Below are 17,078 nucleotides of genomic sequence, written 5' to 3'. Positions count from 1 at the left end.
TGAATGTGAGAAAGCCCAGCAAAGGTATAAAACTCTGGAAAAAAGCCAAAAAGCTCATTCCGGGAGGAACACAGCTCCTCTCGAAAAGGGCAGAGATGTTTCTACCCGAGCAGTGGCCATCGTACTTTCGACGAGCAAAAGGGGTTGAGGTGTGGGATCTAGATGGAAACAGATACATCGATACATATATGGGGATTGGCGCCTGCATTCTCGGTTACTCGGATGACGATGTGAACGAAGCCGTGAAGAAAGTGATAAACGAGGGCTCGATGTGTACCTTGAACTCTCCGGAAGAGGTCGAGCTCGCCGAACTTCTTTTAAAACTCCATCCTTGGGCTGAGATGGTCAGATATACAAGAACTGGTGGGGAAGCAATGGCGGTTGCTGTCAGAATTGCCAGAGCATATACCCGAAAAGACAAAATCGCTTTCTGCGGATATCACGGCTGGCATGACTGGTATCTAGCGGCAAATTTAGCGGATGAGCGAAGTCTTGATGGACACCTCCTTCCTGGCTTAAAGCCGCTTGGGGTTCCCAGAGTTCTAAAAGGCACAGCATTGCCTTTCCATTACAACAAGATAGAGGAATTAGAAAAAATCATCCAGGAAAACGACGATATTGGAGTTATTGTGATGGAACCGAGAAGGGAACAAGAACCGAAAAACGGCTTCCTTCAGAAAGTGAGGAAAATCGCCGACGAAATCGGAGCGGTCCTGATTTTTGATGAAATATCTTCGGGGTGGAGAATGAATGTCGGTGGAATTCACATGCTTTATGGGGTCTATCCTGACATTGCCGTTTTCGGGAAGGCTATGAGTAACGGCTTCCCAATGGGTGCTGTTATCGGGCGAGGAGAAGTGATGGATGTGGCGCAGGAGAGCTTTATAAGCAGCACTTACTGGACGGAAAGGATAGGACCGGCGGCGGCTATCGCGACCATCAGAAAGCTGAAGAGGTGTAGAGTACCTGCGCACGTGAGAAAAATCGGTGAGAAGGTTATGAAAGGATGGAAAGAGATGGCAGATGAAAACGGTCTAAAACTTGAGGTTGTCGGAATGCCGGCTCTGGCCACTTACAAGCTGGGCTATGGAGAGATAAACCAGGAGATATACACTCTCTTCACGCAGGAAATGCTCGAGAGAGGATTTTTAGCATCCAAGAGCTTTTATGTCTCCTATAGCCACACAGAAGAATGCATCGAGAAGTATCTCGGAAATGTCGACGAAGTTTTCGAAATTCTTGCTAAAGCCATCGCGGATGAGAAAGTTCAAAGCATGCTGAAAGGACCAGTCGCCCATGCTGGATTCAAGAGGCTAACCTGATTCTTACTCTATCATTTCCCAAGTCAGGGGTGTGCCTGCTTCTATGTCAAACTTTGCCCTTCTGCCGAGGATTTCTTTGAGATACTTCGGTGGTAGGCCGTAGTTTGGTCTTATCGATCTGACGTTCTCCTCGGTAAACATCTCTCCTTTCTTTACATCCCTAACGACGAAAAGCGACCTTGCTAACTGCCGGCTCTTCTTTTGTTTTTCCGTAAGTTCATAGGTCGGTTTGCCGAGAGCCTTCTCAACCTCTCTGACTGCCTTCACCATCTCCGAGAATTCTCTTGGCTCCAGCGAAAAAGCGCTGTCAGGTCCGCCGATCGTTCTATCCAGTATGAAGTGCTTTTCTATCAAAACCGCACCCAGAGCCACGCTGGCGACTGGAACAGAGATTCCGCGAGTGTGGTCTGAAAGACCTACAAGAACTCCGAACCTTTTCCTCATGTCGGAGATCGTCAATAAATTGACATTTTCCAAAGGTGTTGGATATTCTGAGACACACTTTAGGAGGATGACCTGATCATTACCGACCCTCCTGCAGGCGGTGAGAGCTTCCTCGATATCGGAGAGGGTAGCGATTCCCGTTGAGATCATCACCGGTTTTCCTTGGCTGGCGACATATTCGATGAAGGGGATATCGGTTACCTCAAAAGAAGCGATTTTGTAGGCTGGAACATCAAACTTTTTCAAAAAATCGACGGCGGTTCTCTCGTATGGTGTGGAAAAGCATATGAGATTTAGTTTTCTGGCGAGATCAAATAACTCCTCGTGCCATTCCCAAGGCATGTAAGCCTGTTTGTAGAGATCGTAGAGATAGTGGCCGTCCCAAGGCGTCCCCTGTTTGATTTTAAAATAATCCTTTTTTGAGTTTATCGTAAGCGTATCGGGAGTGTAAGTCTGGAGCTTTACCGCGTCCGCGCCCGCCTTTTTCATGGCTTTTATCGTTTCTTTCGCCAAGTCCAACTTTTGAAGATGATTTGCGGAAAGCTCGGCGACTATGAATACTGGATGCCCCTCGCCGATTATTCTATCTCCTATTTTCAACTCCACTTTCATGACGCTTTCTCCGATATTCCTCTTCGGTCATTCCCATAATAATTACGTCTTTCCACTTTCCATCTCTGAAGACAAATTCTCTCAACCTTCCTTCTTCGACAAAACCCAATTTTTTATATAGATGTATCGCCCTCTCGTTGTCCTCTATGACCTCCAGCTTCAGAGTGTGAAGTCCCGCAATGTCGAAAGCAAGTTTTAGAAGAATATTTCCCAAAATTGTTCCAATTTTTTTCTCAGAAAAAAAAGGATTCGCATACAGACCCAAATATCCGTTTCTGTTCATGAAATCCACTCTGGTTAGATACACTACCCCCATAAATTTGTTTTGCCTCCTGACCAAAAAATAGAAGTTTTTTGAATCTTTTTTGAGAGACCAAATAAAACGGTAATGTTCGTGCGGCGAGATGATCCTATTATTATACATCCACTTCCTCACTGTATCATGATTTCTCATCTTCAAAACGATGTTCTTCTCGTCTTTGTTTAAATTCACGAAATTAATCAGCTCTATATCATCAATTTTGAATTTTTTCAGACGTAAATTTGCCAAGTTTCCGTGTTTCTGCTTCATTCTATCAGACCATAAATTAGCATACTTTCCGTATTAATTCAAAGGCTTCGGCAAATTTTAGACCAACTTTACTTCCCCAAACTGCCGCATTAAATTTTATAGTTTCGAGAGAGCGGGGGTGAGGAGGTGTTCTCAACTCCTCTTTGTAGGCCTCCATGGCATGAAGCTTTAGATCAATCGTATCCGATATATCGACAAATACATTTGGTGAAAAACGAGTGGGGTACCGCCATTCCGTTGAAGACATTATTTCGAAGGAAAGTATCTCTTTCACGGTTTCATTAGGTAAAGGCCTCATTGCAGTAATAGTTGCCTCATATGTTATTCTATGATCAATATTGAGATCCTCTCTGAAGTGAGTAAAAACAAAACTAGGACGTATCATGTTTTTAATTTTTTCAATTGATTTTACAATTTTAAGTAGGGGTATTGTATCAAACATATTGTCTGGAAAATCGAGCATGAAAAGTCGCTTTGTGCCAATTATCTTATTTGCCTCTCGAGCCTGAATTTCTAACTCACTAATCTTTTTTTTGCTACTTTTTTCTTCACTTTCGTATCGCGAAGTTACGCCGCGACTAAGACTCAGCACATATACTTCCCATCCCTGTTTTGCAAACTTGGCTAGAGTTCCACCACATCCTAAAATTTCATCATCAGGGTGCGCTACTATAGCCAGAATTTTGTTCTTCAACTGCCTCAAACCTCCCAACTACTTTTCCTTCCTTCTTGTGTGCTTCTGAAAACAAGATTACCACATTATTTATCTTAATGAAAGCTCTGGGGTATCCCTCAGCGTCCAACATTCTTATGAAATCATAAAGATCATCGAGATTTTTAATATCTGCTCCTGCTAAATTACTTTCCTCTGGGCTTCTTCTTTTGAAAATTACTACTTCCCCCGTTTGTGGTACAGGAATTGGTCTGGATTCTAAAATTTGAGGAATCATTTTTGTGAAAATGATCTCAGATGCTTTAATAAAAATTTCCTCTGCGCTACCCAATCCTATGTAAAATGGGACTTTCAAATAAATTTCCCCAGCATCTATGTCTCTGCCGATCCGAAAAGCTGTTATTTTTGTTTCGTATTTCTTTTTCAAAATCAAATTTTGTAGTGGACTTCCTCCTCGACCATACGGTAAGTCTGTAATGTGAAAACCTATACATTCAAATCTCGTATACACCTCTGGTGGAATAATCCAAGACCAATGGGGAAAAAAGATGTAAATCGGTCGAATGTTCTCTAGATTCTCAGGCGACAAATCCTCTTTCTTTGTCATGATATATACATTGTATTTCCCTTCCAATTCTTTTTGAAGTTTTTCTGCCAGCCTAATATTCCAGCTTTTGATTGTGGCGACAACGATGTTTTTGCTCTCACCCATCTGGATTCCTCCCATACTTGAGTCTACCAATTGACTATATTAATCTTGCAATAAATTTTTGAGATTTACGACTTTTTAGCCAAATTGGAGTTTATCCATCCACTTCCGGAGTCCAACTACTGTTTCTCAAGTCTTTAGCAAAACGATTTCATCCACTATTCTGAAATTCTTTAACAACTCTTCTAGCCCCCTGCCCGTCGACATATTTTCTCCCAATTTTACTCATCTTTGACCTAATTTTTTCGTCTTCAAGTTTTTTCAGGTGCTCGATTATTTTTCGGAGTGTATTCTCACTTCCGGCAAAACCAACGTAATAAGCGAATCCAGCCCCCTGCCAACCCTTACAGTTCAAGAGCTGATTTTCCGCCACGGCTATGAGAACAGAAGGTACTCCAACTCTGGCGAGTTCATATGTAGTCTGACCTCCAGCACTCACGGCAACATCGCATTCAAGCATGAGTTCCTTCATCTCTTCCGCGGATAAGTTTCCGAAAATCTTCACGTTTTTCAAATCCATCGAAAGCAACTTCTTTCCACTCGGCGACTGTGGGTCTACGACAACGCATAGCTCACACTGTGGAAATTTCTCGGAAAGAGTTTTCACCACTGACGGTATCAATCTCCTCGTGTCATTTAGACCAAAACTGACAAAAATTTTTTCGATCTCCGGATTTACAACTTTTTCTTCAACCTCCCAGAAAGCCCTTCTAAGCGGTGCGAACTTTGAACCCAATAAATATCGAACACCCTTCCTTTTTGGATATCTCAGCTTCTCAGCGTAGATGCTTCCATTCAAGACGATGCTTTTTGGCGGATAGTCCAATCTTCTGAAATCGTCAACAAATAGACACCTTTTTAACTCACTTGCCCACCGGTAATGGTCTAGCGACGCCAAGTACGAGTCTATCACAACAAGATCGGCGGAAGAAAGAAAGCTTTTGAACGTCTCGAAATCATCGATCCAATTTTCCAAAACTACGTCCCTATTTAGAAACTTGACGATTTTTTCATCGCCTTTTACAACGAAAGTGGTCTCCCTACCAACCTCTTCAAAAGCATCGGAAAGAGCCCTGCATCTAGTTATGTGACCAAAACCTGCGTTTTCTCCACCTTCTGTGAAAAATACCACATTGAACGGCATTCCTTATCCACTCGTCTTCTTTAGGAATTCTAAAACAGCCTTTGCGATTCTCTCTCCACATTTCCCATCAATCGGTCCCCCGCTTTCCTCGACAATTTTCCTTCTCCCTTCCCTGTCTAGCTCCGGATTCTCCAGATACATGTTTATGAAATCGACAAGCTCTTTCGGATTCCTCGCGATTTTAACCCCACCAGACTTCGCAACTACTTTGTAGTGCGTGGTGTAAAAGTATCTCCTCGTCGACTCTATGAATGGCCTTTCCCGATATCCGTCAAAGGCTATATTGACTGTTGGCTTGTCCACGGCAACAGAGTCCAAGGTAACGGACGAAGCAATATTGACAGCAACATCGCACGAGTAGAGAAGCTCAGCATAGTGAATCATATCTCCTTCATCAGGTAGCCACATTTTACCCCTCGTATCCATTTCGGTCTGAGCCTTCACGGAATAGACTCTTGGAACCAAGGTCTTACCTCCGCCCTCAAAGGTCACAAAATCGCCATACTTCTCCTCTATGTGCCTATATCTGGCGTAGTTGTCCTCCGGATGAACGCGGACGTGAACGTGAACCGGGAAATTGATTTCGCCCTTTCTAACCGCCTCGCATAAAATCTCCACTATTTCAGGCTCGTAATATATGCTCCGAGCAGTTGTGTAAAGGATAAGTTTTTCCTCTTTGAGTCCGAGCTCCGTTCTTATCTTCCTTTTAGCCTCCTCGGGGTTTACTCTTACAAAATAATCCTGATGCGGGATTCCGACAATCGCGATCTGATTCGGATGATACCCATAGTAAGACATTAACTCCTTCCTGTTGAACTCGCTCCAAGCGATGACGAAATCTGAGGGCGGAAGAATCCCCTTTGTGAGATGATCCCAATTCGCAACCATTGAGATTACTGGAACCCCTGCTCTGCGGGCTGTTTGCACGAGCTTCCAATCTGTATGCCTCAGTATGTTTGTTGAAAAAACAAGGTCCGGTTTGTATTTCCTGAAGAGTTCCAGATATCTCGAGTGCTTCGGACTTGCCAATAGCCAATCTAAAGAGTCAAGATACCTCAGAAGAAACCTTCTCTTTCCAAGAATTCTTTTGAGAACCTCAAAAGACGAGTAGAGCAGAAGATTTTCCCTCATCAGATATTTTTCCTTAAACCAAACGTTTTCTACGTAATTTATGTTGAAAACGATCAGTTCCTGCATCTTCCTGAACAGCCTTTCCACGAAATTTGGTAGATATCTGGCCTGATCCTCAAAAATCACATTCTCCCCTTTCACGCCCGGCAAATCTTCCAGACAAGATCTTCCGCCAGCAAAAGGGGAAAATACCACTATCCGCAGGTCCTCCTGAGATTTTAATATCCTGAAGGCGTCGGTTTGGATGATATTTCTGGCCGAAAACCAATCCGGAATCGTCATGAAGATTGTCCGCATCCATTAAATTAGGAGGTTCGATTTTATTAACGATTCTTAAAAGCATGAGGTTATCAAGTTCTTTTGATGAAGAAACCTAGCAGAGAAAAACTGAAGAGGATAAAGCTGGTAGCCTTCGATTTCGACGGAGTTTTCACAGACAACAAGGTTTACGTCGATCAAGACGGAAGAGAGATGGTCTGCTGTTGGAGATCAGACGGAATTGGATTGCAAAAACTGAAAGAGATCGGCGTCAAAACCGTTGTAATAAGCTCGGAGATAAATCCGATTGTCGAAAAGAGATGCGCAAAACTAGGATTGGAATGCGTGACGGGTGAGAAAAACAAACTAAATGCCTTCAAGAAAATCTTGGAAAGAGAGAAAGTTCTTCCGCAGGAAGCTTGCTTCGTCGGAAACGACACCCCGGATCTCGAATGCATGAGGTTTGCCGGATTGTCGATTGCGCCAAAAGGTAGCATGCCTGAAGTAGTGAGAGAGGCCGACTACGTGACAAAAAATCCAGGTGGGAGAGGAGCCGTAAGAGAAATCTGTGATATGATTTACGAGGCAAAGAAATCTACCACTCGAGAGCCTCAAGTGGAACGATAGTATCCTCGGGCAAATCCTTCTTAGCCACTTTGCCAACAAGCATGTCAATATATTTCGGCTTGAGCCCCGTTCCCGGACATTTAACGGTGAGATCTTCCCTTCTTATGACCTCTCCAGCCCTTATGTAGCGCGTCGTTACTATGCTTTTCGTCATTTTAAGCCTCAGAGGCATCTCTATGTCCAAAATCTTTTTCTCACCGTCTCCGAAGGCCTGCTCCAGCTTACGGATGTTTTTAACCAGTTCGGCTAGACCTTTCGGCTCTAAAGATGCGGCATGGTCAGGTCCTTTCATCGTCCTATCGAGCGTGAAGTGTCTTTCGATCATACATGCACCCATCATTCTGGCTCCAAGCGAAATGACAAATCCTGATTTCTCGTGCCCTGAATATCCGACCGGTACTTTGTATCTTTCTTTCAGCTTCTGAATCATCCGGAGATTTGACATCTCGTTGTCGTGCGGATAGGCCGAAACACAGTGGAGGAGGATGAAATCGTTTCCATTTCTCCGTATGACTTCGACCGCCTCATCGAGCTCCTCCCATGTGCACATGCCGGTAGAAAGGATAACCGGTTTTCCCTTCTTGCATACGTAATCGATCAATGGCAAATTTGTGACATCAAAGGAGGCTATCTTAAAGCAAGGGACACCCAGTTTCTCAAGAAAATCGGCGCTTTTGAAATCAAAAGGCGTTGCATAAAAATCAATTCCGAGCTTCTTGGCAAAGTTGAAAAGCCTATACCAATCTTCTTCAGGAAGCTCCAATTTTTGTCTGTGTTCGCCATAGGTAGCCCCAAAAGAATCGTATTTCAGATAAGGCATGTTTTTGAGTTCATTTGTCATTAGAGAATCGATATCCCTCTTTTGGAATTTGACGGCATCAGCCCCACACTCATAAGCAGCCTCGATCAGTCTTTTAGCAATCTCGAGCTCACCGTTGTGGTTGTTCCCGATTTCAGCGACGATGTAACATGGATGGTCGTCGCCCACCCACCTGCTGCCTATCTTGACCTCTCTTATCTCTTTCATCTTTCCAAATTATGATGACTTCTTCTAATAAAAACGATTTTTGAAAAATTTTCCCCAAACAGAAAACTCTATTTATCTACACGAAAAATCAATTTTGAAGCATGACGGAAGTAGACTTAGAGATGTTAAGCAAGCTTTTTGGTCTCGAGGGCAGGGTTGCCATAGTCACGGGCGGCACCGGACTCCTCGGAAGAGAATTCGTAAAAACTCTCCACGGCGCAGGGGCGAAGGTCGCAGTCTTTGACCTTCAAACCGAGGTCCCTGAGGAATATCGAGAACTTTTTAAAAGCGAGAGAATTGCCGTCTACAAGGTTGATGTGACGGACAGAGACTCGATAGAGCGTGCCCTCGAAGACGTCGTCAAAAAATGGGGTTTTCCAAAAATCTTGGTAAATGCCGCAGCAATAGACGTGCCACCTACATATGGTGGAAAAACTCTAACATTTGAGAATTACCCAGAGGATCTGCTTCGCAAGATTCTTGACGTGAACGTCATCGGAACTATTCTCTGCACACAAATCATAGGAAGCAAGATGGCCGGGGGCGGGGGCGGGAGCATCATAAACATCTCATCCATTTACGGCGAAGTTTCGCCCGATCAACGCATATACGAGCTGAAGAGCGGGCAAACTTTTGTAAAGCCGGTTTCATACTGCGTGAGCAAAGGAGCCGTCTCCAACCTGACGAAGTATCTTGCAACTTATTGGGCCAAAAAGAATGTCAGGGTCAACTGTCTAATTTTTGGTGGTGTTTTCAACAATCAGGATCCCGAATTCGTGAAAAATTATTCAGCAAAGGTTCCGCTTGGAAGAATGGCAAGAAAAGACGAATATAATGGTGCAATACTCTTTCTGGCTTCGGATGCCTCCTCGTACATGACTGGAGCGAACATCGTAATAGATGGAGGTTACACGGCGTGGTGACATGCCCGAAGTTTTCCGCAACTTCATAGGTGGAGAATGGGTCGAGACAACTTCCGGCAGAACCTTTGAGAGAAGAAATCCCGCAAACACGGACGAAGTGATCGGTCTCTTTCCTAAGTCTGATGAACGAGACGTTGAAAAAGCCGTGGAGGCGGCCGAGAAGGCTTTCAGGGAATGGTCAGAGACACCTCCCCCCATTAGGGGAAGAATGCTTCAACAGATAAGCGAACTTCTTAGAAAGAGGAAGGAGGAGCTGGCTAAAGCTCTCGTAAAAGATGTTGGCAAAACGATGAGGGATGCCCTGGGCGAGATAAAAGCTGCCATAGACATGTGCGATTTTATGGCAGGCGAAGGAAGACGCCTGTATGGAAGAACAACTTTTTCCGAACTCCCGAAAAGGCTGGCAATGACCAGAAGATTTCCAATAGGAGTCTGCGGCATCATCGTCCCTTGGAATTTTCCGATTAATCTGATATGTTGGAAAGTTTTTCCCGCCCTAATCTGTGGGAATACTGTTGTCGTAAAGCCATCGGAAGAGGCACCTTTCGCGGCAACGAAGATAGCGGAAGTTTTTGCGGAATCTGAGCTTCCTCCAGGAGTTTTCAATATGGTACAGGGAATTGGAGAAGAAGCTGGAGAGGCTCTCGTTAGAAACAAGAGAGTCAGACTCATCTCTTTCACCGGATCAACGGAAGTTGGAAGAAAAATCGCTTCCATCTGCGGGGAGAGACTCGCCAAGGTCTCGCTCGAACTCGGCGGAAAGAATGCTGCGATAGTTATGGAGGATTGTGACTTGGAGCTAGCCGTGGATGCGGTTGCACGCGGTGCTTTCACAGTCTCTGGACAGCGTTGTACGGCAACGAGCAGAGCAATCGTCCACGCAGAAATTTACGAGGAATTTATCGAAAGACTTGTAGATCGAACAAAAAAGATGAAAGTCGGACATCCAGAAGATGAAACTACGGAGATAGGCCCAGTGATAAGCGAGAGACAACTGAACAAGATCATCACATACGTGGAGATAGGAAAAAGAGAAGGAGCCAAACTGATCCTCGGGGGAAGAAGGTTGACAGAGGGGGATTATTCAAGAGGATTATACTTTGAGCCAACCATTTTCACCGAGGTCAAGCCCGAGATGAGGATCGCCAGAGAGGAAATCTTCGGCCCGGTTCTCGCTGTGATGAAAGTTGACTCCTTCGAGGAAGCCATAAAAGTCCACAACTCAACAAACTACGGTCTCTCTGCATCAATCTTCACTAGAAACGTCAACAGAGCTATGGAAGCCCTTGATAAAATGGAGGCTGGAGTTTGCTACGTTAACGCCCCGACTTTTGGCTCCGAAGTCCATCTACCTTTCGGCGGTGTAAAAGACTCGGGTGGCCACAGGGAGGTGGGATGGGCCGCAATCGAAACCTTCTCCGAGCTTAAGACGATTTACATAGACTACAGTGGAGGAGTTCAGAACGTCCAGTTCAAAAGGGATTGAGGATGAAAATCTTTTTCGAGAAATCAGACTTTGACGAGGTCAAAAAATGCAGAACGATGAAGCTTGAGGAGAAGCTTTCGGTTATCGCAGACATGATCAGATTAAACGCTTTGAACACAATCATCTGCGCAAAATCCGGGCATATAGGAGCATCCTTCAGCGCCGTAGAAATTTTGACAGTTTTATATCACTCCGAAATGAAAATCGACCCCACCAATCCAAAAAACGCCGAACGAGATGTTTTTATTCTCTCCAAGGGACATGCCGCGGCTGCGCTTTATTCAACATTGGCATCCTGTGGCTTTTTCCCAACAGAACGTTTGGCAACCTTTAGAAGGTTAAATGGGCTGGAGGGACATGCCGAGATATCTGCTCCCGGAGTGGAAACAAACACCGGTTCGCTTGGAATGGGAATATCAAAAGCGAAGGGATTTGCTTTAAGCGCAAAGCTGGATGGGGTTAAGAAGTCCGTTTATGTTCTGGTTGGAGACGGCGAACTCCAAGAGGGACAAAATTGGGAGGCCGTTCTCTCAGCGAGTCACTGGAAACTCGATAACCTTTACCTGCTCATTGATAGAAACTATGTACAAACCGACATGCCTGTTGAAAGAGTCGTCGATATCTCCCCAATCAGAGAAAAACTGAAATCATTCGGATGGCATGTTGAGGTCACAAACGGGCATGATATTGGCAAAATCTTGAGAGTTCTGAAAAAAATAAGGAAAATAAGGGGTAAACCGAAAGCCATCATTCTCAACACGATAAAAGGAAAGGGTGTTTCTTTCATGGAACATCCTGTGGCTCTCAAGTCCGGCAAGGGATTCTACAAATGGCACGATAAACTCCCCTTCGGAGAAGAATATCGGAAAGCTTGGGGGGAAATTGCAACGAGAATAAAGAAAAAGTTGGCTAGACATAAAATTCCCATAGCTTTCCCCGTCTTCCGCCCAGATTTAGCAGAAAAACCTCCAAAACCCGGAGAGTCTCTAGTCGAAGCTTTCTCACAAATTCTGGTCGATGTAGGAGGAAAGAAAAAAGAGTTAATCGTGCTCGATGCAGATCTCGCGGAGTCCTGCGGCCTGCGCGAATTCCAGATAACCTTTCCCGAGAGGTTTGTGGAAGTCGGAATCGCGGAACAGGACATGGTTTCGATAGCCGGTGGACTCGCTCTCGCCGGCAAGCTTCCAATTGTAAACACCTATGCCGCATTTCTAACCTCCAGAGCAAATGAACAAATTTTCAATAACTGCTCTGAGGGTTCAAAGATAATCTATGTCGGTCATCTCGCCGGAATCCTCCCCGCAAAACCGGGAAAATCTCACCAAGGAATCAGAGATATAGCCCTCCTGCGAAACATTCCAAATCTTCTACTCTCCGCGCCTTCATGCAAAGAGGAGTTGAGAAGAATCTTTGAGTTTTTGGTCTTCGATTACGATGGGCCAAGTTACCTTAGGCTTGAGCACAACATTCCAAGGTTGCAAATACCATGGAAAGAACAAAAACTCGAACTTGGCAAGGGAATAAAGTTGGCGGATGGGAAAGATGCCGTTATGATAGGTTATGGTCCGACCATGCTTTCCGAGGCTCTGATTGCCCGCCAAATGTTGGAAAAAGATGAGATAAAAGTCAAAATAATAGACCTACCTTGGCTGAACAGAATTGACGAAGAATGGCTCCTGAGAGAGACGGAAGACTTTGAAACTGTGATCTGTTTAGAAAATCATTCTACAAAAGGTGGGATATCGGAAGAGCTAAACAGAATACTTGGCAGAAGAATCTACACAATAGGAATAGAAGGGTACGGGAAATCCGGAGAAAATGGAGAAATTTTGGCTTATTTTGGACTTGATGCGGAGAGCATAAAACAAAAGGTGAAGAAATGGCTCGGGAAATGAAGATTTTGGGACTGATTCTTGCCAGAGGTGGCTCCGTAAGGGTTCCGAGAAAGAACATCAGACCGCTCGCGGGACAGCCCCTTATTTACTACGTAATACAGGCTGCGAGAAAATCCAAATATATAAACAGAATAATCGTTTCAACCGATGACGAGGAAATTGCCAAGGTTGCCAGAGAGTGTGGAGCAGAGGTTCCATTTTACCGTCCAAAAGAATTCGCAAAAGAGGATTCCCCCGAGTTTTACGCCATAGAGCATGCCCTTAACTGGTTGCGGGACAATGAGGGGTACATCCCGGACCTCGTGGTCAAGCTATTTCCCACCTCGCCTTTTCTTAAACCTTCAACAATCGATAAAGCGATAGAGATGATGCTTGAGAATCCAGACGCGGATTCGCTTCGATCAGTCAGGCTATGTAAGGAACATCCTTACAAGATGTGGGTAATTGAGGGGAATAGACTTAAATCGTTCGTACCACTTGATAAAAAACCAAAAAATGGACACAGCTTACCATACCAGATTTTACCCAAGGTTTACATACAAAACGCCTGCATAGACGTGATAAGACCGAAAACCATTTGGGAGAAAAAATCCGTGACCGGGGACGAGATCCTAGCTTTGGTAATGGATGAAATGGAATCCTTTGACATAAACACAGAGCTTGACTTCATCATCGCGGAAGAACTCATGAAAAGAGGTTTTCTCTGAAGATTATTTGAAATATCTTGCAGCCCATGTAACAAGTCTCCGCGGAATTGGGAATGCTCTCACCAGAAGAGCGATGTCATCTCTTGTCAAGGCCTTTGTCGCAATAATCCAGATGAGGTAAAATAGCAGACCTGCGAACGCAACGATCGCTGTCTCAATGAAGACTGGAAGAATCAAAATCGATTTTAGACTCCAGACAATCAGAAGAGTAAAAACGCTTCCAGTTATTGTTTTTATCATGGGGGAGACTGGAAGAGAGAATTTTATAAATCTGCGCAAATATGCAGCGTATACGACAAAACCAGCCATGTGAGCGATAAGCTGAGAAAAGGCTGCGCCTTTCATGCCCCAGACAGGGACCAAAGTCATGTTAAAAGCGATCGCCGCCACACCCATGCTGATCGCTACGGTCAAGATTGCCTTCGGTTTTCCTATTCCCGCGGCTGTCGTGCTGAAGATTTTGTATAAAAGCGATATCAAGGCAGTTACTGCGAAGATTTGAAGAACGGGTGCACCAGCGACATATCCTTCTCCGAAAAGGATGCGAATGACGACCTCTGGAAAAGCTATGAAAACCAAAACAAAAGGCATCATTAATAGAAATGAAAAACTCAATATGGACGAAACTACGCCGCTCAAAAATGACCTATCGTTTTTTGCCCAGAGCTCCGAAATCAAGGGAAAAAGCGGGATAACGATCGATCCGGCCACATAGTATAGCAGACGTGCTGTCGGCTGTGCAACCTGATAGTATCCAACCTCTTCTACGCCACAGAAGGCGGTGACTGCCCAGGTGTCAATATAACTCATGAGCATAGAGAAAATGCTCGCTAGCGCGAGCGGGATCGAAAAGAGAAGAAGAGGACGTGCAACGATTTTGAGCTGAGCCGAGGGAACTGAGAATATTTCGCCGTGCTTAAGTCTAAGGTAAAAAAGGAATATAACGGAGAGAACTAGAGTACCGAAAAGATAGGCTAAAGCGGCGCCGTTTGCCCCCAAATTGAAAAGAAATAGGAGGGGAACCAGAAAAACCAAAATTGATATTTCAAAACCAGCCGTCAGTAAACCGTGCGCAGCTATATCGCGGAAGCCTTGAAAAATGCTGAGCAAAGTTGAATAAAAGATGGAGAGAAAAAGCCATATCGTGAAATATCGGAGAATTTGGGTGGCTCCCGGTTGTCCGATAAAGCCTGAGGCAATGTATGGTGAGAGAAAGAATAAAACTGTTGAAACCGCACCAACTATGGCCACTTGAAGAAGCAGAACGAATTTTATGGATGCACGTATCGATGAATAATCCTTTTTTGTCAGAAACTCGGGGATATATTTCGTAAGAGATGCCGTCAGACCCAGCTCCCTGAAGAAACCAAAAAAGCTCACGAAATAAAATGCAGCATAGACCATTCCATACTCTTCTGGGGTTAGATTTCTGGCCAGGACTATCCTGATCAGCAGAGCGGCTAGACCGGATAGAACAAAGGATAGGAAGATTGTGATGCTTCCGCGGACCATGTACTTCGCGTATTTTTCAGCCTCTGACAACGATTCACCTCCTTATTTTTCTCAAACAAAGAAATAAAACAATTGGGAGATTTCTAAACAAGTAATAAAAACTGGGAAAGAGAGCTTATGAGGATGGAAACGGCGATTCTCCTTCTGTCGTGCCCGGACGCTCGGGGAATAGACGCAAGAATATCTAACTTCATATGGCAGAACGATGGAAACATCATTCATTTCGACCAGCATGTCGACGAAGAATTCAAAAGATACTTCGCCAGGGTTGAGTGGACGCTCGAAGATTTCAAAATCCCTAAAGTGCGACTTAGAGAGGCTTTTCAGCCGCTTGCTTCTGACTTGAAGGCGGATTGGGAAATCCACTTCAGCTCGGAGAAACCGAGAATCGCAATCATGGTCTCCAGGCTTCTCCATTGCCTTTACGACCTCTTGGCTAAGTGGAGGGAGGGTAGATTACGCTGTGAGATTCCTTTGATCATAGGTGACAAAACGGATGCCAGCGATGTGGCCAAAATGTTCGGTGTTCCATTTTATCACATCCCAGTGGACCCAGCAAGGAGAGAGGAAGGTGAGAGAAAGCAAGTGGAGCTGCTAAGGAAGGAAAAAGTCGAGCTTGTCGTCTTAGCCCGTTATGGGAAGATTTTATCGTCATATTTCGTCAATCAATTCAGAAACAGAGTGATAAGTGTTCATCCTTCCTTCCTTCCAGCCTTTCCAGGAAAAGACCCGTTCACACAAGCGTACAGGAGAGGTGTGAAACTCATCGGCGCAACCGTTCACTTCGTCACAGAGGAGATAGACGAAGGACCCATTATCTATCAAGACGTCGTCCGGATTTCTCATAAGGACAGCCTGGCGGACATTATGAGAAGGAGCGAAGATCTTGAAAAAACGATTCTCAGCGAATCCGTTCGTCTCTACTGCGAGAGAAGACTCTTGGTCTACGAAAATAAAACGATAATTTTCGAGTAGAAACCCATTAAGAAGTGGAAATCCTAGAATTACCGGGTGGTTATGAATGTTTAAAAGAGCTCAAAACATCGAGGAGGAATCGATAACCAAAGCGATTCTCGAGCGATTCACGTCCGATTTTCAAAAGCTTCTCGACCTAGATGTTGCTGTTGTCGGAGCGGGCCCTTCTGGCCTCACCGCGGCTAAATATCTGGCGGAGAAAAAAGTCAGAGTGGGGGTGTTCGAGAGAAACCTCCACATAGGAGGAGGAATGTGGGGCGGAGGAGTTCTTTTTCCAAAAGTTGTCGTGCAGGAGAGCGCCCGAAGCATTCTCGAAGAGATAGGAATCAAAATGAAGGAAGCCGGCAGTGGATTGTATACTGCTGATTCGGTCGAGGTGATCTGCAAACTCGCAGCCAGAGCGATAGACGCTGGCGCAAACATAATGGTAGGGATGGCTGCGGAAGATGTTGTTGTCCGAGAAGAGGGGAAAATCTGCGGAATCGTTCTGAACTGGAAAGCCGTACAGATTGCCGGCATGCATGTCGACCCGGTGGCGGTGAAATCCAAGATTGTCATAGATGCGACGGGTCATGACGCATCAATAGCTAGAATCGTGCAGAAAAAGATCCCTGAGGCTAGATTTCCTACTAAGACTGGTGTGGTTATCGGAGAGGGACCGATGTGGGCTGAAAAAGCTGAAGAAGAGGTGCTGAGCAACACTAGGGAGATATGGCCGGGATTAATTGTAACTGGTATGGCTGCAAACACGGTTTTCGGATCCCCAAGAATGGGGGCAATATTTGGGGGAATGCTCCTCTCAGGCAAGCGAGCGGCCGAGATTTCTCTTGAAATTTTGCATAGGAAGATTTAGAAAAACAGGAAAATCTTTGGTGGACCGACCAACGCCATAGAGCTGATATGAGCATGGCGGGCCCGCCGGGATTCGAACCCGGGACTTTCGGCTTTCTCCGGCCTTTCCAAACCTTAGAAGGCCGACGCCATATCCTGGCTAGGCCACGGGCCCAAAGATATCTCAACGAGTACTTACATAAAGGATTTAATCCTGCTGCGTGCGAGTAG

Annotated in this window: 16 protein-coding genes and 1 tRNA gene; 8 read left to right on the top strand and 9 right to left on the bottom strand. The window is 45.0% G+C overall.

Going from position 1 to position 17,078, the window contains the following annotated elements; translation table 11 throughout:
• Positions 1-5 precede the first annotated feature (5 nt).
• A complete protein-coding gene (locus QXF64_00890) occupies positions 6-1,322 on the top strand; it encodes an aminotransferase class III-fold pyridoxal phosphate-dependent enzyme (protein MEM1689052.1) in 1,317 nt (438 codons plus the stop codon).
• Between the two features lie 3 nt (positions 1,323-1,325).
• Here the strand turns inward: QXF64_00890 and pseI are convergent, their stop codons facing one another.
• From pseI to QXF64_00860, 6 genes are all read right to left on the bottom strand, one after another.
• The gene (gene pseI / locus QXF64_00885; GenBank protein MEM1689051.1) at positions 1,326-2,378 is read right to left on the bottom strand and encodes a pseudaminic acid synthase; all 1,053 of its coding nucleotides are present in this window, start codon (positions 2,376-2,378) and stop codon (positions 1,326-1,328) included.
• Complete coding sequence (gene pseH, locus QXF64_00880) at positions 2,350-2,949, bottom strand: UDP-4-amino-4,6-dideoxy-N-acetyl-beta-L-altrosamine N-acetyltransferase (GenBank protein MEM1689050.1); 600 nt, start codon at positions 2,947-2,949, stop codon at positions 2,350-2,352. Before pseH ends, pseI begins: the two co-directional genes overlap by 29 nt.
• Before the next feature lie 16 nt (positions 2,950-2,965).
• A complete protein-coding gene (locus QXF64_00875) occupies positions 2,966-3,643 on the bottom strand; it encodes a PIG-L deacetylase family protein (protein ID MEM1689049.1) in 678 nt (225 codons plus the stop codon).
• A complete protein-coding gene (locus QXF64_00870) occupies positions 3,606-4,334 on the bottom strand; it encodes a hypothetical protein (GenBank protein MEM1689048.1) in 729 nt (242 codons plus the stop codon). Before QXF64_00870 ends, QXF64_00875 begins: the two co-directional genes overlap by 38 nt.
• Before the next feature lie 148 nt (positions 4,335-4,482).
• Positions 4,483-5,475, bottom strand: a complete 993-nt coding sequence (locus QXF64_00865; protein ID MEM1689047.1) for a hypothetical protein — start codon at positions 5,473-5,475, stop codon at positions 4,483-4,485.
• A gap of 3 nt (positions 5,476-5,478) precedes the next feature.
• Positions 5,479-6,903: a CDP-glycerol glycerophosphotransferase family protein gene (locus tag QXF64_00860; protein ID MEM1689046.1), complete on the bottom strand. Its 1,425-nt coding sequence runs from the start codon at positions 6,901-6,903 to the stop codon at positions 5,479-5,481.
• A gap of 66 nt (positions 6,904-6,969) precedes the next feature.
• Between QXF64_00860 and QXF64_00855 the strand changes: the two genes are divergently transcribed.
• Positions 6,970-7,491, top strand: a complete 522-nt coding sequence (locus tag QXF64_00855; protein ID MEM1689045.1) for an HAD hydrolase family protein — start codon at positions 6,970-6,972, stop codon at positions 7,489-7,491.
• On the opposite strand, the gene QXF64_00850 is transcribed toward QXF64_00855, so the two are convergent.
• A complete protein-coding gene (locus QXF64_00850) occupies positions 7,460-8,518 on the bottom strand; it encodes an N-acetylneuraminate synthase family protein (GenBank protein MEM1689044.1) in 1,059 nt (352 codons plus the stop codon). The genes QXF64_00855 and QXF64_00850 overlap by 32 nt on opposite strands.
• 101 nt (positions 8,519-8,619) lie before the next feature.
• On the opposite strand from QXF64_00850, the gene QXF64_00845 reads away from it, so the two are divergent.
• From QXF64_00845 to QXF64_00830, 4 genes are read left to right on the top strand one after another with little or no spacing between them, the layout of a single operon-like run.
• Positions 8,620-9,441 carry an SDR family oxidoreductase gene (locus tag QXF64_00845; GenBank protein MEM1689043.1) on the top strand — a complete coding sequence of 274 codons (822 nt, stop codon included), beginning with the start codon at positions 8,620-8,622 and terminating at the stop codon, positions 9,439-9,441.
• Positions 9,419-10,927, top strand: a complete 1,509-nt coding sequence (locus tag QXF64_00840) for an aldehyde dehydrogenase family protein (GenBank protein ID MEM1689042.1) — start codon at positions 9,419-9,421, stop codon at positions 10,925-10,927. The genes QXF64_00845 and QXF64_00840 overlap by 23 nt, the downstream gene beginning before the upstream one ends.
• Positions 10,928-10,929: 2 nt before the next feature.
• Positions 10,930-12,822 (top strand): transketolase C-terminal domain-containing protein, encoded by a 1,893-nt coding sequence (locus QXF64_00835; GenBank protein MEM1689041.1) that lies wholly within the window; start codon positions 10,930-10,932, stop codon positions 12,820-12,822.
• A complete protein-coding gene (locus QXF64_00830; GenBank protein MEM1689040.1) occupies positions 12,807-13,529 on the top strand; it encodes an acylneuraminate cytidylyltransferase family protein in 723 nt (240 codons plus the stop codon). Before QXF64_00835 ends, QXF64_00830 begins: the two co-directional genes overlap by 16 nt.
• A 3-nt stretch (positions 13,530-13,532) precedes the next feature.
• Here QXF64_00830 and QXF64_00825 read toward each other — a convergent pair whose 3' ends face one another.
• Positions 13,533-15,071, bottom strand: coding sequence for a flippase (locus QXF64_00825; protein ID MEM1689039.1), 1,539 nt, complete (start codon positions 15,069-15,071; stop codon positions 13,533-13,535).
• Positions 15,072-15,158: 87 nt separating this feature from the next.
• On the opposite strand from QXF64_00825, the gene purU reads away from it, so the two are divergent.
• Together purU and QXF64_00815 are read left to right on the top strand one after the other, a co-directional pair.
• Positions 15,159-16,016, top strand: a complete 858-nt coding sequence (gene purU / locus QXF64_00820; GenBank protein MEM1689038.1) for a formyltetrahydrofolate deformylase — start codon at positions 15,159-15,161, stop codon at positions 16,014-16,016.
• Positions 16,017-16,062: 46 nt separating this feature from the next.
• Positions 16,063-16,869, top strand: coding sequence for a sulfide-dependent adenosine diphosphate thiazole synthase (locus QXF64_00815; GenBank protein ID MEM1689037.1), 807 nt, complete (start codon positions 16,063-16,065; stop codon positions 16,867-16,869).
• 54 nt (positions 16,870-16,923) lie between these two features.
• Here QXF64_00815 and QXF64_00810 read toward each other — a convergent pair.
• Positions 16,924-17,022: transfer RNA gene (locus QXF64_00810), tRNA-Arg, on the bottom strand.
• Positions 17,023-17,078 lie beyond the last annotated feature (56 nt).

This window comes from Candidatus Hadarchaeales archaeon (genome assembly GCA_038823825.1).
Classification (GTDB): Archaea; Hadarchaeota; Hadarchaeia; order Hadarchaeales; family Hadarchaeaceae; genus JAVZGN01.
This window is presented reverse-complemented; position numbering and strand designations above follow the sequence as displayed.

What these genes read in the sequence shown, in the direction of transcription:
- pseI (MEM1689051.1), bottom strand. Translation starts at nt 2,378, where the DNA reads ATGAAAGTGGAGTTGAAAATAGGAGATAGAATAATCGGCGAGGGGCAT.
- QXF64_00860 (MEM1689046.1), bottom strand. Translation starts at nt 6,903, where the DNA reads ATGCGGACAATCTTCATGACGATTCCGGATTGGTTTTCGGCCAGAAAT.
- purU (MEM1689038.1), top strand. Translation starts at nt 15,159, where the DNA reads ATGAGGATGGAAACGGCGATTCTCCTTCTGTCGTGCCCGGACGCTCGG.
- QXF64_00830 (MEM1689040.1), top strand. Translation starts at nt 12,807, where the DNA reads ATGGCTCGGGAAATGAAGATTTTGGGACTGATTCTTGCCAGAGGTGGC.
- pseH (MEM1689050.1), bottom strand. Translation starts at nt 2,949, where the DNA reads ATGAAGCAGAAACACGGAAACTTGGCAAATTTACGTCTGAAAAAATTC.
- QXF64_00835 (MEM1689041.1), top strand. Translation starts at nt 10,930, where the DNA reads ATGAAAATCTTTTTCGAGAAATCAGACTTTGACGAGGTCAAAAAATGC.
- QXF64_00840 (MEM1689042.1), top strand. Translation starts at nt 9,419, where the DNA reads ATGGAGGTTACACGGCGTGGTGACATGCCCGAAGTTTTCCGCAACTTC.
- QXF64_00855 (MEM1689045.1), top strand. Translation starts at nt 6,970, where the DNA reads ATGAAGAAACCTAGCAGAGAAAAACTGAAGAGGATAAAGCTGGTAGCC.
- QXF64_00845 (MEM1689043.1), top strand. Translation starts at nt 8,620, where the DNA reads ATGACGGAAGTAGACTTAGAGATGTTAAGCAAGCTTTTTGGTCTCGAG.
- QXF64_00870 (MEM1689048.1), bottom strand. Translation starts at nt 4,334, where the DNA reads ATGGGTGAGAGCAAAAACATCGTTGTCGCCACAATCAAAAGCTGGAAT.
- QXF64_00815 (MEM1689037.1), top strand. Translation starts at nt 16,063, where the DNA reads ATGTTTAAAAGAGCTCAAAACATCGAGGAGGAATCGATAACCAAAGCG.
- QXF64_00865 (MEM1689047.1), bottom strand. Translation starts at nt 5,475, where the DNA reads ATGCCGTTCAATGTGGTATTTTTCACAGAAGGTGGAGAAAACGCAGGT.
- QXF64_00850 (MEM1689044.1), bottom strand. Translation starts at nt 8,518, where the DNA reads ATGAAAGAGATAAGAGAGGTCAAGATAGGCAGCAGGTGGGTGGGCGAC.